This window comes from Paenimyroides tangerinum (genome assembly GCF_003865405.1).
GTDB lineage: Bacteria > Bacteroidota > Bacteroidia > Flavobacteriales > Flavobacteriaceae > Flavobacterium > Flavobacterium tangerinum.
The window spans coordinates 1-20,888 of sequence record NZ_RQVQ01000035.1 but is presented as its reverse complement, the minus strand read 5'-3'; the positions used below and the strand labels follow the sequence as shown (position 1 = coordinate 20,888).

18 protein-coding genes are annotated in these 20,888 nt (G+C 31.0%); 6 read left to right on the top strand and 12 right to left on the bottom strand.

Going from position 1 to position 20,888, the window contains the following annotated elements; all coding sequences use genetic code 11:
• The first annotated feature begins 21 nt into the window (after window positions 1-21).
• A complete protein-coding gene (locus tag EG240_RS12970) occupies window positions 22-1,332 on the top strand; it encodes a mechanosensitive ion channel family protein (RefSeq protein ID WP_125019817.1) in 1,311 nt (436 codons plus the stop codon).
• 346 nt (window positions 1,333-1,678) lie between these two features.
• Here the strand turns inward: EG240_RS12970 and pgi are convergent, their stop codons facing one another.
• The 8 genes from pgi to uvrC all read right to left on the bottom strand — a co-directional run bounded on the left by pgi (window position 1,679) and on the right by uvrC (window position 13,048).
• The gene (gene pgi, locus EG240_RS12965) at window positions 1,679-3,256 is read right to left on the bottom strand and encodes a glucose-6-phosphate isomerase (protein WP_125019816.1); all 1,578 of its coding nucleotides are present in this window, start codon (window positions 3,254-3,256) and stop codon (window positions 1,679-1,681) included.
• A 1-nt stretch (window position 3,257) separates the two neighbouring features.
• A complete protein-coding gene (locus EG240_RS12960) occupies window positions 3,258-4,499 on the bottom strand; it encodes a M23 family metallopeptidase (RefSeq protein ID WP_125019815.1) in 1,242 nt (413 codons plus the stop codon).
• A 6-nt stretch (window positions 4,500-4,505) separates the two neighbouring features.
• A complete protein-coding gene (locus EG240_RS12955; protein WP_125019814.1) occupies window positions 4,506-5,441 on the bottom strand; it encodes a tryptophan 2,3-dioxygenase family protein in 936 nt (311 codons plus the stop codon).
• Window positions 5,441-6,211 carry a DUF3108 domain-containing protein gene (locus EG240_RS12950; protein WP_125019813.1) on the bottom strand — a complete coding sequence of 257 codons (771 nt, stop codon included), beginning with the start codon at window positions 6,209-6,211 and terminating at the stop codon, window positions 5,441-5,443. Before EG240_RS12950 ends, EG240_RS12955 begins: the two co-directional genes overlap by 1 nt.
• A 269-nt stretch (window positions 6,212-6,480) precedes the next feature.
• Window positions 6,481-7,641 (bottom strand): 4-hydroxyphenylpyruvate dioxygenase, encoded by a 1,161-nt coding sequence (gene hppD, locus EG240_RS12945; protein WP_125019812.1) that lies wholly within the window; start codon window positions 7,639-7,641, stop codon window positions 6,481-6,483.
• A gap of 29 nt (window positions 7,642-7,670) precedes the next feature.
• The gene (locus tag EG240_RS12940) at window positions 7,671-8,828 is read right to left on the bottom strand and encodes a homogentisate 1,2-dioxygenase (RefSeq protein ID WP_125019811.1); all 1,158 of its coding nucleotides are present in this window, start codon (window positions 8,826-8,828) and stop codon (window positions 7,671-7,673) included.
• A gap of 196 nt (window positions 8,829-9,024) precedes the next feature.
• Window positions 9,025-11,253 carry a patatin-like phospholipase family protein gene (locus EG240_RS12935; RefSeq protein WP_125019810.1) on the bottom strand — a complete coding sequence of 743 codons (2,229 nt, stop codon included), beginning with the start codon at window positions 11,251-11,253 and terminating at the stop codon, window positions 9,025-9,027.
• A gap of 4 nt (window positions 11,254-11,257) precedes the next feature.
• Complete coding sequence (uvrC, locus tag EG240_RS12930; RefSeq protein ID WP_125019809.1) at window positions 11,258-13,048, bottom strand: excinuclease ABC subunit UvrC; 1,791 nt, start codon at window positions 13,046-13,048, stop codon at window positions 11,258-11,260.
• Between the two features lie 102 nt (window positions 13,049-13,150).
• Here uvrC and EG240_RS12925 point away from each other — a divergent pair, with 102 nt between their 5' ends.
• The 3 genes from EG240_RS12925 (at window position 13,151) to EG240_RS12915 (ending at window position 14,778) form a co-directional block, all read left to right on the top strand.
• Window positions 13,151-13,732: a 5-formyltetrahydrofolate cyclo-ligase gene (locus tag EG240_RS12925; RefSeq protein WP_125019808.1), complete on the top strand. Its 582-nt coding sequence runs from the start codon at window positions 13,151-13,153 to the stop codon at window positions 13,730-13,732.
• 77 nt (window positions 13,733-13,809) lie between these two features.
• Window positions 13,810-14,442: a nitroreductase family protein gene (locus EG240_RS12920; RefSeq protein WP_125019807.1), complete on the top strand. Its 633-nt coding sequence runs from the start codon at window positions 13,810-13,812 to the stop codon at window positions 14,440-14,442.
• 57 nt (window positions 14,443-14,499) lie between these two features.
• The gene (locus EG240_RS12915) at window positions 14,500-14,778 is read left to right on the top strand and encodes a hypothetical protein (RefSeq protein WP_125019806.1); all 279 of its coding nucleotides are present in this window, start codon (window positions 14,500-14,502) and stop codon (window positions 14,776-14,778) included.
• A 116-nt stretch (window positions 14,779-14,894) separates the two neighbouring features.
• On the opposite strand, the gene EG240_RS12910 is transcribed toward EG240_RS12915, so the two are convergent.
• Complete coding sequence (locus EG240_RS12910; protein WP_125019805.1) at window positions 14,895-16,466, bottom strand: S41 family peptidase; 1,572 nt, start codon at window positions 16,464-16,466, stop codon at window positions 14,895-14,897.
• Window positions 16,467-16,472: 6 nt separating this feature from the next.
• Window positions 16,473-16,910, bottom strand: a complete 438-nt coding sequence (locus EG240_RS12905) for a deoxycytidylate deaminase (protein ID WP_125019804.1) — start codon at window positions 16,908-16,910, stop codon at window positions 16,473-16,475.
• Window positions 16,911-17,226: 316 nt separating this feature from the next.
• On the opposite strand from EG240_RS12905, the gene EG240_RS12900 reads away from it, so the two are divergent.
• Window positions 17,227-17,679, top strand: a complete 453-nt coding sequence (locus EG240_RS12900; RefSeq protein WP_125019803.1) for a tellurite resistance TerB family protein — start codon at window positions 17,227-17,229, stop codon at window positions 17,677-17,679.
• Window positions 17,680-17,710: 31 nt separating this feature from the next.
• On the opposite strand, the gene fbp is transcribed toward EG240_RS12900, so the two are convergent.
• Window positions 17,711-18,718 carry a class 1 fructose-bisphosphatase gene (fbp, locus tag EG240_RS12895; RefSeq protein ID WP_125019802.1) on the bottom strand — a complete coding sequence of 336 codons (1,008 nt, stop codon included), beginning with the start codon at window positions 18,716-18,718 and terminating at the stop codon, window positions 17,711-17,713.
• 246 nt (window positions 18,719-18,964) lie between these two features.
• On the opposite strand from fbp, the gene EG240_RS12890 reads away from it, so the two are divergent.
• On the top strand, window positions 18,965-20,218 hold the full coding sequence (locus EG240_RS12890; RefSeq protein ID WP_125019801.1) for an aspartate kinase: 1,254 nt from the start codon (window positions 18,965-18,967) through the stop codon (window positions 20,216-20,218).
• Between the two features lie 70 nt (window positions 20,219-20,288).
• Here EG240_RS12890 and EG240_RS12885 read toward each other — a convergent pair.
• Window positions 20,289-20,888: hypothetical protein (locus EG240_RS12885; protein WP_203229319.1), on the bottom strand; the 600-nt coding region annotated here is incomplete at its 5' end.

Sequence of the window (20,888 nt, the reverse complement as noted above, 5' to 3'; positions counted from 1 at the left end):
TTTGCCTAAATATACTTTTAAATGGACATCATAGATAATAATTTACAAAGCCAGATTTACGCTTACGGATTACAATTCATCGAATCATTGGGGTTTAGTTCCAACATGGCTCATGTTTTAAATTCTTTGATTCTTTTATTTCTACTTGCAATTATTTTGTACGCAATTGATTTTCTTTTGCGAAAAATATTGATGTTGGTTTTAATCAAATCCATTCGAAGAAGTAAAACACGTGTTGATGATTATTTAATTCGGAATGGTGTTTTAAAATTTGCTACACATTTAATTCCTTTATTAATTGCACGTCAAGCACTTCCTTTCATTTTTACAGGTTTTGACAAAACAACAGATTTTGCATTACTTACAATCGATGCACTTTTAACGGTAACAATTACATTAGTAATTAATGCAGGTTTTAAAACATTTAAAGATGTACTTGCTAGTAAAAAAAGATTTGCAGACAAACCTTTAGATAGTTATTTTCAGGTTGTAACCATAATCCTATATACGATTTGTGCAATCATTTTATTTTCAGAAATCACTGGTAAAAGTCCAGCAGGATTATTAACTGCTTTAGGAGCTGCTTCTGCAATCGTAATTTTAGTTTTCAAAGATACAATTCTTGGCTTTGTAGCTAGTATTCAAGTATCGTCAAATGATATGGTTCGTGTTGGTGATTGGATTGAAATGTCTAAATACGGAGCAGATGGAACAGTTCTTCAGATTAATTTAAACACCGTTAAAGTTCAGAATTTTGACAAAACCGTAACTACGATTCCAACATATGCTTTGATTAGTGATTCGTTCCGAAATTTCAGAACCATGCAAAAATCTGGTGGTCGAAGAATCAAACGTTCGTTAAATATAAAGATGGGTTCGATACGATTTTTAGAGCCAGATGAAATTAATGATTTAAAACGTATCAAACTTTTAAAATCGTATATTATTGAACGTGAAAAAGAAATTGCAGAATTCAATCGTACCCATGTTGACGACCCAACGATGTTAGTAAACGGTCGCCGTATGACCAATATTGGTTTGTTTAGAGAATATTTGAAACGTTATTTATTAAACAATCCAAAAATTCACAAGCAATTTCATTTAATGGTTCGCCACATGCAACCAACTGAACATGGTTTACCTATTGAATTGTATGCGTTTACAACTACAACAGATTGGCCAGTTTACGAAGGAATTATGGCTGATATCTTTGATCACGCCTTAGCTTCAATTCCATTCTTTCATTTAGAATTATTCGAACTGCCTTCCTCAACTGATTTTCAAGAATTTTTAATCGCTCAACATAACGAAACTAAAAAGCAATCTCACTAAGGATTGCTTTTTTGTGTTTACAGTTTTTTATTAGTTGAAAGTCATAAAGTTGAAAGTCTAATGTCTTAAAATGATTAGGTAATTTGAAAATATTCATAAAAGCATTTCAATAGGATAAAAATTATGTGGATTTAGAGTGTTTTTTTGGGTTTTTTTGATCTCTGAAAGGCCTTGTAAATACTGGGCTTAAAAAAGGTCGAGAGGTTTTCTTTGACAAGACGACTTTAATAATTGAAACAACAGGCACTGAACACAAAACAAGAAGCTTCTTGTGATGACACGAGAAGCTTCTTGTTGATAAATTAGAAGCTTCTCATTACCTAACGAGAAGCTTCCTTTTATTACTTTATTTGTTTCTTAAAAAAGTTTCTAATAGAAATCTAGTTGAACTATCATGATTACCAACTTTTCCAGTTTTAAATTCATCAGCAATATTCTCTGCCAATTTTTTTCCGTATTCTACACCAAACTGATCAAAGCTGTAAATGTTCCAAATCACACCTTGAACAAAGGTTTTGTGCTCGTACATTGCTAAAAACGAGCCAAGCGTTTTGGGAGTTAATTTCTGAATTAAAATAGTATTTGATGGTCGATTTCCTCTAAAAGATTTAAACGCTGCATTTTGATCATTTGCATTATTTTCAGCAAATATCCCACCGTCTTTTCCATTCATCAAAGCTTCGGTTTGTGCAAAGAAATTAGCCATTAACAAATCATGTAATTCCGATTTTTCGAAAGGTTCAATAAACCCAACAAAATCAGTAGGAATAATTTTTGTTCCTTGATGGAACAATTGAAAAAAAGCATGTTGTGAATTTGTACCAACTTCTCCCCAAATAATCGTTCCGGTTTCATAATTCACAGGAAAACCTTCACGATTGATATTTTTTCCATTGCTTTCCATAATCACTTGTTGCAAATAACTAGGAACCGATTTCATACAATCTGCATACGGAACAACAGCTTCGGTCTCAAAACCAAAAAAGTTATTATACCAAATGGATAATAGGGCTAAAACAACTGGGATATTCTTATCAAATGAAGTAGTTTTAAAATGTTGATCCATTTCATAAGCACCATCTAACAATTGTTTAAAATTAGTAAATCCTAAATTTAAACTGATTGACAGACCAACGGCGCTCCATAAAGAAAATCGTCCACCTACCCAGTCCCACATTGGGAAAATATTTTCTGGATTGATTCCAAATGCAATTGATTTTTCAATATTTGATGAAACAGCAACCAAATGATTTTCGGTATTCATTCCGTTTGAAACCAACCAGTCTCTAACAATCTCAGCATTTTTCAAAGTTTCGATTGTCCCAAAAGATTTCGAAACCAAAATGACTAATGTTGTTTCGGGATTTAAGCTTTTTAATTTTCTTGAAATCGTATCGTTATCGATATTTGAAATAAAATGTGAATTCAGATGATTTTTGTAATCAACCAAAGCCTCGACAACCATTTTTGGACCTAAATCAGAACCTCCAATACCAAGATTTATAATATCTGTAAAAGGTTTACCTGTTGTACCAACTAGTTCACCACTTATAATTTGATTCGAGAAGGTTTCAATTTTAATTAACGTTTCAGAAACTTCATTGTTTAAATTCTGGTTTCGCAAAGCCGTGTGTAAAACCGCACGATTTTCCGTTTCGTTAATTTCCTTGCCCGAAAACATAGCTTCAATAGCTTCTTTTAAAGAAACTTCATCTGCTAAATCGGTCAATAATTTTAGAGTTTCTGTCGTAATTCTATTTTTAGAAAAATCTAAAATAAAATCATTCCATTGCACATGAAATTTTTGAGCTCTTTCAGAATCTTCTGCAAACAAATCTTGCATCTTAACAAACTGTAAATCAAAAAAATGATCTCGCAAATTTTGCCAAGCTAAAGTTCCTGTAGGATTGAGTTTTTCAAGCATGTTATTTTTTAAATTTTTGGTTCAATTTAGTATCTAAATCTTGTTTAATTGGTTTTATATGTTCTAAGTATTTTGGTAAATCATTTTTATCCATTGGCTCAGAAACAGGCAATTGTTGTTTAAGCGGATCAACTTGAACACCATTTTTCCAGAAACGATAACAAACGTGCGGACCAGTCGCTAAACCAGTACTTCCAACTTTTCCAATGGTTTGTCCTTGTTGCACAAATTGTCCTTTACGAACCAATATTTTCGACATATGTAAATATTGAGTTGTGTAAGTTCCGTCGTGTTTTATTTTAACAAAATTTCCATTTCCGGATGTATATCCCGTTTGAATAACCGTTCCAGAAGCAGTTGCCATAATTGGTGTTCCTTGTGGTGCAGCATAATCGGTTCCGTTATGTGCTTTAAACTTCTTCTGAACAGGATGAAAACGATTCTTTGAGAATTTTGATGTAATCTGAAAATATTTCAAAGGTGCTTTCAAGAACATGGTTCGCATTTGCTTACCTTCTTCATCATAAAAATCTGGATTTGAATCACCTGATTTAGAATAAGGAAATCCATAAACATCTTTTCCTTTATATTCGAAATAAGCTCCTAAAATTTCATCTGTTCCAACGTAAATTGAATCATTAATATATTTTTCCCTAACGGATAAAGCGAACTTATCACCTTTCTTAAACTTGAAAAAATCAATTGACCAAGCAAATGATTTTGCGAGTTTATGAGCTAATCCAGCATCAAGACCGCCTTTAGCAATTGAAGCAGAAAGCGACCCATCGATTTCACCTGCAATTGTTCTTGTCTTAAATGTAATTGGATAATTAACTGTATAAGCTTTCGTTGAATCTCTGAAATCAATTACATTAAAACCCATCTTGTCGGGTTCGTAAATCAACACTTCTAATTTTGGTGGATCTGATTTGCTTTTTAATAAAGTTAAAACGTTTCCTGCACGAATCTTGGCAATATTGAACGAATCTTTTACTTTTTCAGAAATAATATGAATATCGGTAGCGTCAAAATTATGTCGCCCCAAAATCAAACCCAAATTATCTCCTCGTTTAATGGTGTCGCGTTCTACACGGTAATTATTCAACTCAAATCCAAAACCATATTCAGGTTTAACGATTTCAGTTGTATCAATTATAATTTCTTCATTGTCAAGTTCTTTATTCTTAGAACATGAAAACAATAAAAAAATAGATAGAACACATAAAAATTTAAAATAGCTCATTGTATATTATAAACAATCTTTTCCCCAATTATCTAACTCATCTTGAGTCCATAATTCTGGAAAGAAAATCCTTCTTTGATATTGCGGTAACATATATTTTTTCCAATCACTTCCTCCGGTCGCCTCTTGCGGACCAGATTCGCTCTCAATGTATTTTTTTGCTGCATTAAAATGTCCCATCACCCAAGTAATATTTACTGTTTTATCGTAATGTCTCATTGCAGCTCTAAGTTCTTGATTTTGTTGATCTGCTTCAGGTAACTTTTTGAAAATTCTCCAAAGATTTATGGTATTGTATTGCTCCATAAATTCAAGAAACTCTTTTTTGTATTTTCTTTCGAACTCATTAATTAAATACGATTTTTTACCTGTTTTATAATCTTTACCAGCAGCTTGCCAATACAAATGTTCGAATGCATGCTCATAAGATGTATTTCGGTCAATGTTTTCACGGTAACGCGCATCAATTAAATTGATTAGATCAGTTGAAGCAAATTCAATTAAACGATATTGTGCACTTTGAAATCCACTTGCTGGTGTTAATGTATTTCTGAATTTCAGATATTGTTCAACTTCCATTCCATCACCCATGATATCGAATGAAGTAGTTAACATATCGAAATATCGAGTAATACGATTCATTCTTTCAGTAAAGAAAATGGTTGTGATATTTTCATGATGGCAGATTTGTTCCATCTCCCATAAAATCATTTTGAACAACAATTCATTCACTTGATGATACATGATAAAAACCATTTCATCAGGTAAGGTTGAACGTTGAATTTGAAGATTTAACAACGCATCCGTTTGAATATAATCCCAATAAGTGATTGGTTTCTGCCAAAGTAAACCTTCTAAATGTGTATCTAATTTTTGATCAATTGCTTTGAATTTTTGATCTAAAGCATCAATTTTCTCTTGTTGTTTTGTAGTTATTTCCATTATTTTTTGAAAACGATTTTATGTTTTAATCCGCTGTATTTAATCAATTCTGCTTTTAAAGATCCAACCATCAAACTAGCTTGGATTTTAAGCGGAACTTTGTTCTCATCATCTGAGACCCATAATGTTAAACTTTCATCTTCTTTAAAGACACGTCCTGACTGAACATAAGGTCTAAATTTCAATGCGTTTATTTTGCCAAATTTAGTCTTAATTTCTTCTTTACCCATAAATTTTAATTTAAATTTAAAGGTTTCATCGTCAAAAAACATATCTATTTCAATAGTTTCTCCTTTTTTCAGTGATTTAATTTTTTCATGATTTCGTAAATAGTAAAAAGAAGAAACAATATCTTGAATATTCGTACCTACATTAAAGGTTTTTTGAGAATTATTTTTATAGTCTTTGACCAAAACAGTTTTCATATTTTGATCAAAAAAACCTTCTTGATTCTTTTTATAACCACCTTCATCAATTTTTCTTATAAAACGATATGGTCTTCCTGTTACTTTATCGAAATAACTTTGATAATCATCTTCAACTTTGAAAAGTTTTTTTGTAATACCTGTTGTATAGCCATAGCCTTTTGCATGATAAACACTTTTGCCATCATAAGTTGCAGAAGAAAGATTTAATGTGGCTTCGCCAGCATTTACAAATCCGTAAGAAATTTGAAATTTAAAAGATTCACCTGCTTGAAATGCAGATTCCTGAGCAAATGATAACCAACTGGTTAAAAGTATTAAAATGGTAAATAAAGTATTTTTCATAACAATTAATTTTTTTTATAGTTCTTGAAAAGCAATTTCTATTCCAAATATAAAACAAAAAAACCTAGCCATTTACATGACTAAGTTTTTATGCTATTAACCAACCAAAAAACTATAAATTATGAAAAATTTATTACAGAAATGAGGCTTATGACGACCTCATTTTTGCGATTGCAAAGGTATATCAATTTTTGATTATCAAAAATCAATATTTAATCTTTAACAAATATTTAACCTTAAGCCTTAATCGTTGGAAATATACTATCTTTTTACAAAGTTCCTCTCAACTCTTGCTCTCTCTCGATTGATTCGAACAAAGCTTTGAAATTCCCTGCTCCAAATCCACGAGCACCCATTCTTTGAATAATTTCGAAAAATAAAGTTGGACGATCTTCTACTGGTTTTGTGAAAATTTGTAATAAATATCCTTCCTCATCAGCATCAATCATGATTCCTAATTTTTGTAATTCTTTGATATCTTCTTGGAATTTATCCATGTGATCTTTCAAACGCTCAGGAATAGCATCGTAATAAGCTTGAGGTGGTGTAGATAAAAACTCAACTCCACGAGCTTTCATTTCAGCTACTGTAGTAATGATATCATCTGTTGCAACAGCAATATGCTGAACTCCTTCTCCTTCATAGAAATCTAAATATTCTTCGATTTGAGAACGTTTTTTTCCTTCAGCAGGTTCGTTAATTGGAAATTTAATACGACCGTTTCCGTTCGCCATTACTTTAGACATCAATGCAGAATATTCTGTAGTAATTTGTTTATCATCAAAAGATAAGAAGTTAACAAATCCCATTACATCCTCGAACCATTTAACCCATTCGTTCATTTTGTTCCATCCCACGTTTCCAACCATGTGATCAACAAATTTCAATCCAACCGACGTAGGATTATAATCAGATTTCCATTCTTTGTAACCTGGCATGAATATGCCATTGTAGTTTTTACGTTCTGTAAACATAAAAATAGTTTCACCATAAGCATAAATACCAGCTTGAACTACTTCACCATTTTCGTCAGAAATTACAGTTGGTTCCATGTAAGATTTTGCACCACGCTTGATAGTTTCTTCGTAAGAATAACGAGCATCTTCAACCCACATTGCAACCACTTTAACTCCGTCACCGTGTTTTTTCACGTGCTCTCCAATTGGAGAATCAGAATTTAAAGCCGTAGTTAAAACCAAACGAATTTTATCTTGTTTTAAAACGTACGAAGCTCTATCTCTTTTTCCAGTTTCTAATCCTGCATAAGCATGAGATTGGAATCCGAAAGCAGTTTTATAGAAATGTGCAGCTTGCTTTGCATTTCCTACATAAAACTCTACATAATCAGTTCCTAAAATTGGTAAAAAGTCTTGTGCTCCTTCAAATATTTTTTCTAATCCGTATTCAACAGATTTTAATTCTTGTGCCATAATAATATTGTGTTTGTTTGTTGTTTAAATTAATCTAACCACGATTGGTAATATTTTTCATCTGCAATTTTCATTGCCTCTTCTGTAACCATTAAAGGTTTAAAAGTATCAACCATTACAGCTAATTCTTCAGTTCTAGCTTTTCCAATACTTTTCTCCATTGTTCCTGGGTGTGGCCCGTGAGGAATCCCGGCAGGATGTAATGAAATGTGTCCTGGAGCGATATCGTTTCTACTCATAAAATCACCATCTACATAATACAGAACCTCATCTGAGTCGATATTACTATGATTGTAAGGAGCAGGAATTGCATCAGGATGATAATCATACATTCTAGGAACGAATGAACAAACTACGAATGCATCTGATTCAAAAGTTTGGTGCACTGGTGGCGGTTGATGAATACTTCCTGTAATAGGTTCGAAATCGTGAATTGAAAAGGCATAAGGAAAATTATAACCGTCATAACCAATCACATCAAACGGATGCGTAGCATAAACCATTTCGAAAATTTCACTTTGCTTTTTAACTTTAATTACAAAATCTCCTTTCTCGTTATACGTTTCTAAAACTTCTGGTCTGCGAATATCTCTTTCGCAAAATGGAGAATGTTCTAACAATTGACCAAACCAGTTTCTGTAACGTTTTGGTGTATAAATAGGTCGGTGAGATTCTACAATAAACAAACGATTATCTTCTGTATCAAAATCGATTTTATAAATAATTCCACGAGGAACTAATAAATAATCACCGTATTTGAAATCTAAATTTCCTAACATGGTTCTTAAAGTTCCTGTTCCTTTATGAATAAAAATCAACTCATCAGAATCGGTATTTTTATAAAAATAATCTTGTGTTTTATCAGTTGGTGCAGCAAGTACAATAGCCATATCGCTATTCATCAAAACCGTTTTTCTGCTCTCCAAATAATCTGGAGTCGGAGGCACTTGAAAACCTCTTAAACGATAAGATTGAATGTTGTTAGCTTTTGCGATTTTTGGAGCAACGCTGTATTGTTTACGAATTTCTTTAACCTGAGTTGGTCTGTGTTCGTGATATGAATTTGTTGACATTCCATCGAATCCAATTGTTCCAAACAATTGCTCGTAATAGAAATCTCCGTTAGGTTTACGGAAAACGGTATGTCTTTTATGTGGAATTTCTCCTAATTTATGATATAATGGCATAACTGATTAATTATTTAAATTAATAATTTCTTTTCAATTCTTAATTTAAATCATTCAGGATTTCTCTTGATGAAATATTTAAGTAAATCTAATAATCCGTCCCAGTGTTTCATAAAAACAAATATAGAGATATTTTATTATTATTAAAATCTTGACCTAAAATTTATAGAAAAAATTATAATCGTTGAAAAAACTACTAAAACCAAAATCCAACACTTAGGTTTGTGAAATTTTGTCTTGTTTCTGGTGACCAACTATATTTCAACTCAATAGGTCCAATTACGGTCTGATATCCATATCCGATAGCATAACCAGTAAAACGAGGTTTTTTTGCCCAATCACCAGTTTCAAAAATACTTTTTCCGATATTTGCGTAATTTCCAGAAAAATTAATATGATTCCGTTTAAATATCTCATAATCAACACGAAACTGACCACGAATGTAAGAATCATCAAAAACACTTAGGAAATTATACCCGTAAAACTGCTTGATATTAGCTGTAGGTTGAAATCCATTTCCTCCAAAAAAGTATTTAAAAAAACTTGAAGGTTCGCTATTAAACGAAATTCCCATATCAAATTTCACCTCAGCACTAACCTTTCCAAATATGGTTTTTACAACACCGATTTCACCATTAAACTGAGAAAAATTTTCAAAATTATTATTGTAATTTGATGAATGGAAATAGTTTTTATATTCTGCTGAAAACAAAAAACCACTTCTTGGAAAGTATTTATTATCATAAGTATCGAATAAAACATTCGCAAAAACACCTAAATAATGACTTTTGTCCAACCAAGGCTTATTTAAATTCAAATTAGGAACATCAACTTGATTAAATTTATGTTCAAATCCAACACCGATTTGAAATCTTTCAGCAAAATAAGTTTGGAAATAAATTCTATTTGTAAAATCTAAATATTCAAGGTTTAGAGAAATTGGCAATCCGGAATTAAAAATCGCATCAGAAGTAATTGGATCATAAATATTACGTTTCAAAGTAGTCATTTTAGATTGAATTCCAACACTCCATAAATATCCGTTATCGATATAATAGTTGAAATTGTATCTTGAATTATCTCCAAGACCAAAATCTAAAGACGCAACATCATTTCGGAAAAACATTTTCTTTTGCGTTACATTAATTAGAATTGCACTTTTATAAAGATTATCGAAATGCAATCCAAATTTTAAATAACGACGCACGTCATTCTCTTTTAAATTCATAACTAAAACATCGCAATTTTCTTCGTCAGATTCAAATTCATACGATATTGCTTTAAAGTTTTGAGTTGCATTTAAGTTATCAATCCCACTGTTAAATTTCTCGTAACTAACGCTATAACCTGGCTTAATTTTAATTTTACCGTAAACGTAATTACTCGTGAAATCGTTTAATTTATTAATCTTTATTTTAGAAATATGTAATGAATCTTTTTTTACAATAGCAATTTTATTTCGTTTTTCTTCAAAATTCAACATTCCTAAAGCAACGAAATCACCTTGATATTCACGTGCCGCATTTTCACCACGTTTCACAATTTCAACACCTTGGTCAAACGAAACTACAGAAAACCCTTTGATATCAGGTTTAATATAAAAATCTGTTTGTCTAATTTTTTCATTCATGTGTTCATACATTGCAAAATTGTTAATTTGCATAAGTATGTCTGCCGCACCTTTTAAATCTTCTCTTGATTTTAAACCATCTTGAACATCAACTCCAATAATAATATCAGCTCCCATTGCACGAACTTCATCAATTGGATAATTGTTAGCAACACCGCCATCTACCAAAACTCTACCATTAATTTCTACAGGTGTATATAAACTTGGCAAAGCCCCAGATGCTAAAATATTTTGAGTAAGATTTCCTGAGTTTAAAATGACTTGTTTTCCCGTTTCAACATCCGTTGCAATACAAACAAAAGGAATTTGTAAATTATTAAAATCACGTTCATATCGAACATGAGAAAGCAAACGAGAAAGTAAATTGTAGTTATACATTCCTTTTGAAAGTGCTTCGGGCATCCCGATTTTAAAATTTTCAAAAGGCAATTGAATCGCATAAATTTCATCGTTTCGTTTTTCGTAAAACGATTTTGAAATTCGAGGGACAAAATCTTGAATTAATGCATCTGAATCAACAGTTCTAAAAATTGAATCTAATTGATTTGCTGAATAACCAGCGGCATACAATCCGCCGATTATCGCTCCCATACTGGTTCCGCCGATATAATCGATTTTAACATTATTCTCTTCTAATACTTTCAAAACACCAATGTGCGCCAAACCTTTAGCACCACCACCACTAAGAACAACTCCTACTTTTGGTCGTTTCTTTAAAGAATCTTGTTCTGTTTGAGCAAAACTGAGGCTCGAAAAACATATTAATATTAAAAGAAAAAATACTCGATTATTCATAAGTTTAAGTTGTGCTAAAATATTGAACCACCTTTTCTGCTTTCGATTTTCCAATTACTTTGGCAATTTCGGTTTCAGGTGCTTCTTTTAATCTTTTTAAAGATTTAAATTCGGTTAATAATTTTTCCATTGTTTTTTCTCCAATTCCAGGAATCACAGTCAGGCCAGATTGAATCGCATTTTTACTACGTTTGTCTCTATGAAACGTAATTCCGAATCGGTGTGCTTCATTTCGTATGTGTTGAATCACTTTCAACGATTCAGATTTTTTATCTAAATATAACGGAATTGAATCGCCAGGATAATAAATTTCTTCCAAACGTTTTGCAATTCCAATAATAGCAACTTTTCCTCGCAATCCTAAATCATCTAAACTTTTCAAAGCTGAAGATAATTGCCCTTTTCCACCATCAATAACAATCAATTGCGGAATCGGTTCATTTTCTTCCATCACACGTTTGTATCGTCTGTAAACAACTTCTTCCATCGAAGCAAAATCATTTGGTCCATCAACGGTTTTGATATTGAAATGACGGTAATCCTTTTTACTAGGTTTTCCATCTTTAAAAACCACACAAGCTGAAACTGGATTGGTTCCTTGAATATTTGAATTATCAAAACATTCGATATGACGTGGCTCAATTGATAAACGCAAATCCTTTTTCATCTGAGCCATAATTCGATTAGCGTGACGGTCTGGATCTACAATTTTCATTTGTTTTAACTGGTCTAAACGATAGTATTTAGCATTTCGTTCAGACAAATCCAAAAGCTGTTTTTTATCTCCAAGTTTTGGAACTGTAATATTCAGTCCTTCACCCAATTCCAAGTCAAAAGGTACGATAATTTCTTTAGAAAGTAAATGAAAACGTTCTCGCAATTCAACAATTGCTAATTCTAGTAATTCTTGGTCGGTTTCTTCAAGCTTCTTTTTTAATTCTAAAGTATGCGAACGAATAATGGCTCCGTGCGAAATCTGTAAGAAATTTACATAAGCCATCGCTTCATCAGAAATAATTGAAAAAACATCCACATTGCTAATCTTTGGATTTACAATCGTAGATTTTGCTTGATAATTTTCTAAAATTTCGATTTTATTTTTGATTTTCTGTGCTTCTTCAAATTTCATTTCGGAAGCCAATTTCATCATCAAATCACGAAATTCTTTCAAATTTTCTTTGAAATTACCTTTCAGAATATCTTTAATCGCTTTAATTTTTTGGTCGTATTCAACTTCAGATTCGTTAGCATCACAAGGTCCGCTACAATTTCCGATGTGATATTCTAAACAAACTTTAAATTTTTCGGCTTTAATGTTTGAAACGGATAAATCGAAATTACAAGTTCGTAACGGATATAATTCTTTAATTAAATCCAAAAGTGTGTAAACCGTTTTCACATTTGTATAAGGTCCAAAATAATCCGAACCATCTTTAACCATTCTTCTGGTAGTAAAAACTCTTGGGAAACGTTCACGTTTGATGCAAATCCAAGGGTACGATTTATCATCTTTTAATAAAACATTATAACGAGGTTGTAGCGTTTTAATTAAATTATTTTCCAATAATAAGGCATCGGTTTCTGTTGGAACTACGATATGTTTTATGGAAACAATTTTCTTAACCAGAACATTAGTTTTAGAACTTTCGTGAATTTTATTAAAATAGGAACTCACACGTTTTTTCAAATTTTTAGCTTTTCCAACATATAAAATTTTATCGTCTTTATCGAAATATTGATAAACACCAGGTTGGTTGGGTAAAGTTTTAATTTGAAGTTCTAATTGAGGCAACATATTTTTGAATTATTTTCTAGAGCAATTTTAATTGACACCACTAAATTAGACTTTTGTTTTCATTATTTAGTAACTTTATCTTTCAAAATTCACCTCATCAAAATGCAAAAAAAAGAACTTCGTAAAAAATATAAAGAACTTCGTAAAACCATTGATTCAGAAAAATTAGAAGATTTGAGTTTAGCAATTGCTAATAATTGTTTGCAATTGCCCATTTGGGATTTCGAAAATTATCATCTGTTTTTATCGATTACAGAACATCGAGAAGTTAATACCGAATTTTTACTTCAGATTTTATCTGGAAAGGATAAAAATGTGATTTTGTCACGTTCAGATTTTGAAACCAGAAAAATGAATCACGTTTTATTGACTGATAATTTAAAAATTGTAAAAAACGAATGGAACATTCCAGAACCTGTGAATGGAATTCCAATAGCAGATGAAATGATTGATGTCGTTTTTATTCCGCTATTAGCTTATGACAAAAACGGAAATCGAGTTGGTTACGGAAAAGGTTTTTATGATTTGTTTCTTTCGAAATGTAAAAAAAATACCATCAAGATTGGGTTATCTTTATTTGACCCTGAAGAAAAAATTGAAGATATTTTTGAAAACGACATTGCATTGAATTACTGTGTAACTCCGAATAAGATTTACGAATTTAATTCTAAAATCGAACAATAAAATTTATTAATTTAGATTAAGTTGAAACTGAAAATTATATTCTAATTTTGAATTATAAAATTTAAACAAATATAGAAATGGATATATTAAACGCATTAAACTGGAGATACGCTACAAAAAAAATGAGCGGTGAGCCAGTATCACAAGAATTAGTTGACCAAATTATCGAAGCTGCATATTTAGCGCCAACCTCATCTGGTTTACAACCTTTCCAAATCATTTCAATCAGCAATAAAGAATTGAGAGAAAAAATTCAACCAATTGCTTACGGACAATCTCAAATTGTTGACGGTTCTCACGTTTTGGTTTTTGCTTCTTGGGATAAATACACGGCAGAACGCATTGATTTTATTTATGACCATATGAATGCAGAACGTGGATTACCAAGTGAAGCAACAGCAGATTATGTTCAATCATTAAAGGACACGTATTTAAACTTACCAGAAGAAGCACAAGCTGCTCATACAGCAAAACAAGCTTATATTGCCTTTGGTGTTGCTTTGACAACTGCAGCAGTGTTAAAAGTTGACGCAACTCCAATGGAAGGATTTGTAAATGCAGATTTAGACAAACTTTTAGGCTTAGAAGAAAAAGGCCTAAAAAGTGCCGTAATTTTAACTTTAGGACACCGTGCAACTGAAGGAGATTGGTTACAAGGAATGAAAAAAGTTAGACATCCGAAAGAAATTTTCTTGACAGAGATTAAATAATTTTCCATATATTTAGGAGCTATTTCATTTTGATTTAGCTCTTTTTAATTTTACAACATGAAAAAATCTATTCTTATAAAAATATTTGGACTTGTTTTCATTTTTACATTGTGTTTACAAAGTTGCGGTTCTTTTAATAACAATCCACAAAGAGAAGTTGATCGTCAGCAAAATCAAAACTCAACAATACGAAATAACACTTCTAGAAACGATTCAAATCGTGGAAGTAATTCAAATAACAGTAGAGAAAACAATACTTCTAACAGAAATAATTCTAATAGAAACACCGAACAAAAATCAGAAACCAGAACTTCTGAAGAAAGAAAAATTAAATAAAAAACAACTTTGGCACGGAATTTGAAAATGTAATTTCGATTTCTATGAAAAGGAAAAATATTAATTTAGTTAGTTTTTATGAAAAAAGCGCTGTGAACTTTTCACAACGCTTTTTTTTATTTCTTTAAAACTTTCAACATCGGATCTTCTTTTAAAATCCACTCGTAATAATCTTGATCAGATTTAAGCTGATTTATATATTCTGCAGTTAAATAAAACATAATGCTTTTTTTATGTTTATCTAAATTAAACAACAACCCTTCGCTAGTTAAATGCTTTTTTAGGTTATTAAAATACTTTGGATCTGTATTCAATTTTTTAATTAAATCTTGAGTAGAAAGCGATTCAAAAACATTGCGATCTTCATCGATTTGTACAAAAACAAAATTACTAACCAAACTTGTACGCATTAAAAGCTGAATGGCATCTTCCCCGCTTTTATTCTTTAATGGAATAAAAACATCTGGTACAATTCCACCGCCGCCATAAACAATTTTACCAGCTTTGGTCTTGAATTGCAAACTATCTGCTAAGTGAATGCTATCTCGCTCATAAAGTTCCCCAGATTCAAATCGAGTATATAACTCATTAGAATATTCATCAATTCCATCATTATAAGGTTTCTGAATTGAACGTCCAGAAGGTGTATAATATCTAGCAGTTGTTAATCGAACAGCAGAACCATCTCCTAAATACATTTCTCTTTGCACCAAACCTTTTCCGTATGAACGACGACCAACAATAGTTCCTCGATCATTATCTTGAATTGCTCCTGCAATAATTTCACTTGCTGAAGCCGAATTTTCATTTATCAGAATAGTAAGTTTTCCGTTTTCAAAACTACCTTTATTAGTTGCTTTTGTAATACGCTCTTTACCTTGCTTATTTATTGTTTTAACGATAATATCACCATCAGAAAGAAATTCATCAACAATCTGAACTGCTTGATCCATATAACCTCCACCGTTTTCACGTAAATCAAGAATTATTTCTTTAGCTCCGTTTTTAATCAATTCATCCAAAGCTGTTTTAAATTCAGCATAAGTAGTTTCAGAGAAACGATTGATTTTAATAAATCCTGTTTTATCTTTTAGCATCAAGCCAACATCAACACTTTTTAATGGAATTTCACCTCGGGTTACAACAACAGAAAAAATCTTATTCTCTTTTTTCCTAAAAACTTTAAGAGTAACTTTTGAACCCGAATCTCCTTTTAAGATACTCACAAGAGAGTCATTTTTGATGTCATTTCCAAAAAGTTTGAAATCATCAGCGAATAAAATTCGATCTCCGTTTTTTAATCCAGCTTTATAAGAAGGTCCTCCAAAAACAGGTTTAATAACAGTTAATGTATCTTTATAATTATAATAATTTACACCAATTCCTACAAATGAACCCTTCATCGATTCTTGAACTTCGTCCATTTCGTTTTTAGCGATATAAACGGAATGTGGATCAAGTTGTGCAAGAATATTGTTTACTGTTAAATCAATAATCGAATCTGTATCAACATTATCAACATATTCTTTTTCGATTAAATCAATCAATTTATTTAACTTATCTCGACCTTTATCCTGAAAAGAATCACCCAAAGGTTTATTAAAAAAAGGAAAATAACCTCCAATGATTACACCAATAGCTAAAGAAATAACTAAAAGTAAGGGCCATAAAAAATTCCTAAGTTTCATAGTCGATTAATCTAAATCAGAAATATGAACAATCTCAACACCTGCTTTTTCAAGAAAAACAATTCCTTCTTTATCTTTATAATCAGACATGTAAACCACGCGAGTTATCCCAGATTGATGAATTAATTTACTACATTCTTTACACGGAGACATGGTGATATACAAAGTTGCATTCACACAACTTTGAGTAGATTTTGCGACTTTAAGAATCGCATTAGCTTCGGCATGTAACACATACCATTTTGTCAAACCATTGTCGTCTTCACAACAATTTTCAAATCCGGACGGAGTTCCATTATATCCATCAGATATAATCATTTTATCTTTAACGATGATTGCTCCAACTTTTTTTCGTTGGCAATAAGATAATTGCCCCCATTCTCTAGCAATTCTTAAATAAGCTTTATCGTACTTTTCTTTCTTAGAAAAACCTATTTCTTTCATAAGTCAAATCACCGAAACACAAGTAAATAGCATTGTTAAACGGCTATTTCAAAACTCGTTATTTCAAGCAACAAAAGTAATAATTAGTTTGAGTTATAAAAATATATTTTTCACAAAAAGAAACAATTTTTCAAAAATAACAAACAAAAGCTTATTTCACTAACAAACAAACACTTAACACTCAAAAAACAACAAACTAGAAAATAAAATTATTTATCTATTTTAACAATAAAAAAAACCAGCAAATAATATAATATTCATTATTTTTACACTAATATTACATAAACTAATAATTAACTATTAAAAAGAAGCTAATATGTCATATTACGATATTTACGACTCAGGTTTTACAGAAAGAAACAAAGGTCACTTTGCAGCGATTGTACGTGTAGCTTTAGCTGATGGAGATTTCAATGAAGAGGAAATGCACTTCATAGACGAATTGAAAACTAAATTAGATATTTCTGACGAAGACTACAAAAAGATACTTGCTAACCCGAATAATTACCCTGTTAATCCACCGTATTTACAAACGCAACGAATAGAAAGATTGTATGATTTGGCACGAATGGTTTTTGTAAATCACATGCTTGGACCAAAACAAAAAGATATTTTAAGAAAATTCACTTCTGCTTTAGGTTTTTCTGGAGACATAAACAAACTGACAGACAAAGCTTTATCGCTTTTGGTACTTGAAGTTGATAGCGAACGTTTCATGAAAGAAATTGAATTATTCACAAAAGAGGAAAACAAAAAAGAGCAAGTTTAAAACTTGCTCTTTTTCATATATTAAAAACTTATTATTTACTAGCTTTGATAAATTCTTCAGCTTTTTCAACCATATTTTTACTTCCACAGAAAAATGGAACACGCTGATGTAAATCCGTTGGTTCAATTTCCATAATACGATTAACTCCATCAGAAGCTTTTCCTCCAGCTTGTTCAACGATATAAGCAAATGGATTACATTCATAAAGTAAACGTAATTTTCCACTCGGATTTTTCTTAATTCCTGGATACATATAAATACCGCCTTTCAACATATTTCTATGAACATCAGCAACCAAACTTCCTATGTAACGAGAACTATATTGTTTTTTAGAAACATCATCTTTACAATATTCTAGATAAGCCTTAACACCATCGCAAAATTGATTGTAGTTTCCTTCGTTTACAGAATATATAGAACCATCATCAGTAATTTTCATATTTGGATGAGATAAGAAAAATGTTCCTAAAGCTGGATCTAATGTAAATCCATTAACTCCATTACCAGTTGTATAAACCAACATTGTCGAAGAACCATAAATCACATAACCTGCAGCTACTTGATGAATTCCTTTTTGCAAGAAATCTTCAGAAGTAACTGGAGTTCCGATTGGAGTTACTCGTCTAAAAATAGAAAAAATCGTTCCAACAGAAACATTTACATCAATATTTGAAGATCCGTCAAGTGGATCCATCAAAACCACATATTTGTTTGTATTTGATTTATCGTTTCCAGAAATTGAAATAAAATCATCATTTTCTTCAGACCCAATTCCACATAAAATATCTCTATTTACTAAAGTTTCAATAAACACATCATTAGCGTAAACATCTAATTTTTGCTGAACTTCTCCTTGTATATTTTCTTTTCCAAAAGAACCAGTTATATCAACCAAACCGGCTTGATTTACTTTCTGACTAACAATTTTTGCAGCCAAACGAATTGAATTTATTAATCGAGATAACTCACCAGAAGAGTAACCAAAATCTTCTTGACGCTTAATAATAAATTCACCTAATGTAATGTGTCTTTGTTCCATTATAGTATTTTAGTTGTGTTTTTTGTAGGCAAATATCGCTAAAAATAAAATTTTAACCTCAATTTATAGCAAAATGTTTAATTCTTTTTAATTAACAAAGTTTTCAAATTTGTTAGTTCGCTTTTTTTGTAATTTTGAATTCTATAAAAAACATCTAATCTGACTCATTAGATAAAAAAAGCAACTCAAAAAACAAACTGAAAACCATTAAAAATTTTAAAAATGATTTATTTATAATTTAAAAAAATGAGAGTATTTAAATTTGGAGGCGCATCGATAAAAGATCCGCAAGCGATTCGTAATGTTTTGCACGTTTTACAAACGGTAGGTTTTGACAATAGTTTAATCATCGCTTCTGCAATGGGCAAGACAACCAATGCTTTAGAAGATGTTATCAACAATTATTTTAAGAAACCTGAAGAATTAAAACAGGCCATCCAAGTTGTCAAGGATTATCATTTTGGAATTATAGATGGTTTATTTGAAGACAAAAATCATTTGGTTTTTGATAAAGTAAATGTATTATTTGGCGAAATGGAATATTTTCTTTCGAATAATAAATCACCAAATTACAATTTTGTTTATGATCAGATTGTTTGTTACGGTGAGATTTTATCAACTACAATTTTAAGTTATTTTTTCAATCAAGAAAATATTGAAAACGTTTGGATCGATTCTCGTAATTTAATTAAAACCGACACAACTTATCGAGACGCAGTAGTAGATTGGACAAAAACAGAGAATAATATTAAGAATCAAATTCAATCGGAAAAGCTTTACATCACGCAAGGATTTATAGGTTCAGACCCAAATCATTTTTCGGTTACTTTAGGAAGAGAAGGTTCTGATTATTCGGCTGCGATTTTTGCTTATTGTTTAGATGCGAAAAGCGTTACGATTTGGAAAGATGTTCCAGGAGTTTTAAATGCTGATCCTCGTTATTTTGAAGATACTACTTTGTTAAATCAAATTTCGTATAGAGAAGCTATTGAGTTGGCATTTTACGGAGCATCGGTAATTCACCCAAAAACCTTACAACCTTTACAGAAAAAAGAAATTCCTTTGTATGTAAAATCGTTTGTTAATCCAACTTTACCAGGAACTTCGGTTTCAAGAGGAGCTATTTTAGAACCTTTTGTACCTTGTTTTATCGTAAAGAAAAACCAGTTACTAATTTCAATTTCATCAAAAGATTTCTCATTTATAATGGAATCTCAAGTAAGTGAAATTTTTAAATGGTTTGGAGAAAACCATATAAAAGTAAACGTAATTCAGAATTCAGCAATTAGTTTTACCGTTTGTGTAGAAGATAAATTCAATAATTTTGAAACCTTAAACCAAGAACTTTCTAAAAACTTTAATGTAAGTTTTGACGAAAATGTCTCGCTTTATACCATTCGCCATTTCGATGAAAAAGCAGCACAATCGGTTATCAATGGTAAAACGGTTTTACTACAACAAGTAAACTTAGAAACCATGCAGATTGTAACTAAAGAGTAAAAAGAAACATTATAAAGTAAAAAGATAACAAAAAAGGAAATCTCGCAATATTGAGATTTCCTTTTTTCATTTATTTTACAATAGTTAAGTTAACAAAACCTGACCTATTACCTTCTGGCTGTTCCCATTTTAACTCATCGTTCACATAAATTCTCGTAGGATAATAACCCATTGAATTACTGTTAAGTAAAGCTCCTTCAACTTTTACTTCATAAACAGTATCATCCGGAAAAGTTATTCTATATTTAAGCCATTTTCTAATATTAAAAACCTCTTGCAAACTAGAATTATAAAAATATTTCGATAAATAATCTCCTAATCGAAGAGCATAAACTTTTGATCCGTCAGATGCAGTACCATTATCAAACCTAATAAACGTACGTCCTTGATGAGTTGCTGGATAGGGATATTCATTTTCATATCCGTTTTCTCCATATACATTAACTTCTATTGAATTTTCATCCTCAAGAGGATTATGAGGAGCAAAAATATTTGCTCCATCACTATTCTTAAATTCAACATATAAATTCAAAGGCATATTATATCCAATATTTGGATTATCATCATCTGGTTGATCAATAACACCGTCAGAATTATTCAGCTTATTATCATCTGACGTATTACAACTAAGTACTAACAAAGCTGTAAATAAAAGGTAAATTAGTTTTTT

Excerpts from the sequence above, each read along its gene's own strand:
- EG240_RS12970 (WP_125019817.1), top strand. The coding sequence starts at position 22 with ATGGACATCATAGATAATAATTTACAAAGCCAGATTTACGCTTACGGA.
- pgi (WP_125019816.1), bottom strand. The coding sequence starts at position 3,256 with ATGCTTGAAAAACTCAATCCTACAGGAACTTTAGCTTGGCAAAATTTG.
- EG240_RS12960 (WP_125019815.1), bottom strand. The coding sequence starts at position 4,499 with ATGAGCTATTTTAAATTTTTATGTGTTCTATCTATTTTTTTATTGTTT.
- EG240_RS12955 (WP_125019814.1), bottom strand. The coding sequence starts at position 5,441 with ATGGAAATAACTACAAAACAACAAGAGAAAATTGATGCTTTAGATCAA.
- EG240_RS12950 (WP_125019813.1), bottom strand. The coding sequence starts at position 6,211 with ATGAAAAATACTTTATTTACCATTTTAATACTTTTAACCAGTTGGTTA.
- hppD (WP_125019812.1), bottom strand. The coding sequence starts at position 7,641 with ATGGCACAAGAATTAAAATCTGTTGAATACGGATTAGAAAAAATATTT.
- EG240_RS12940 (WP_125019811.1), bottom strand. The coding sequence starts at position 8,828 with ATGCCATTATATCATAAATTAGGAGAAATTCCACATAAAAGACATACC.
- EG240_RS12935 (WP_125019810.1), bottom strand. The coding sequence starts at position 11,253 with ATGAATAATCGAGTATTTTTTCTTTTAATATTAATATGTTTTTCGAGC.
- uvrC (WP_125019809.1), bottom strand. The coding sequence starts at position 13,048 with ATGTTGCCTCAATTAGAACTTCAAATTAAAACTTTACCCAACCAACCT.
- EG240_RS12925 (WP_125019808.1), top strand. The coding sequence starts at position 13,151 with ATGCAAAAAAAAGAACTTCGTAAAAAATATAAAGAACTTCGTAAAACC.
- EG240_RS12920 (WP_125019807.1), top strand. The coding sequence starts at position 13,810 with ATGGATATATTAAACGCATTAAACTGGAGATACGCTACAAAAAAAATG.
- EG240_RS12915 (WP_125019806.1), top strand. The coding sequence starts at position 14,500 with ATGAAAAAATCTATTCTTATAAAAATATTTGGACTTGTTTTCATTTTT.
- EG240_RS12910 (WP_125019805.1), bottom strand. The coding sequence starts at position 16,466 with ATGAAACTTAGGAATTTTTTATGGCCCTTACTTTTAGTTATTTCTTTA.
- EG240_RS12905 (WP_125019804.1), bottom strand. The coding sequence starts at position 16,910 with ATGAAAGAAATAGGTTTTTCTAAGAAAGAAAAGTACGATAAAGCTTAT.
- EG240_RS12900 (WP_125019803.1), top strand. The coding sequence starts at position 17,227 with ATGTCATATTACGATATTTACGACTCAGGTTTTACAGAAAGAAACAAA.
- fbp (WP_125019802.1), bottom strand. The coding sequence starts at position 18,718 with ATGGAACAAAGACACATTACATTAGGTGAATTTATTATTAAGCGTCAA.
- EG240_RS12890 (WP_125019801.1), top strand. The coding sequence starts at position 18,965 with ATGAGAGTATTTAAATTTGGAGGCGCATCGATAAAAGATCCGCAAGCG.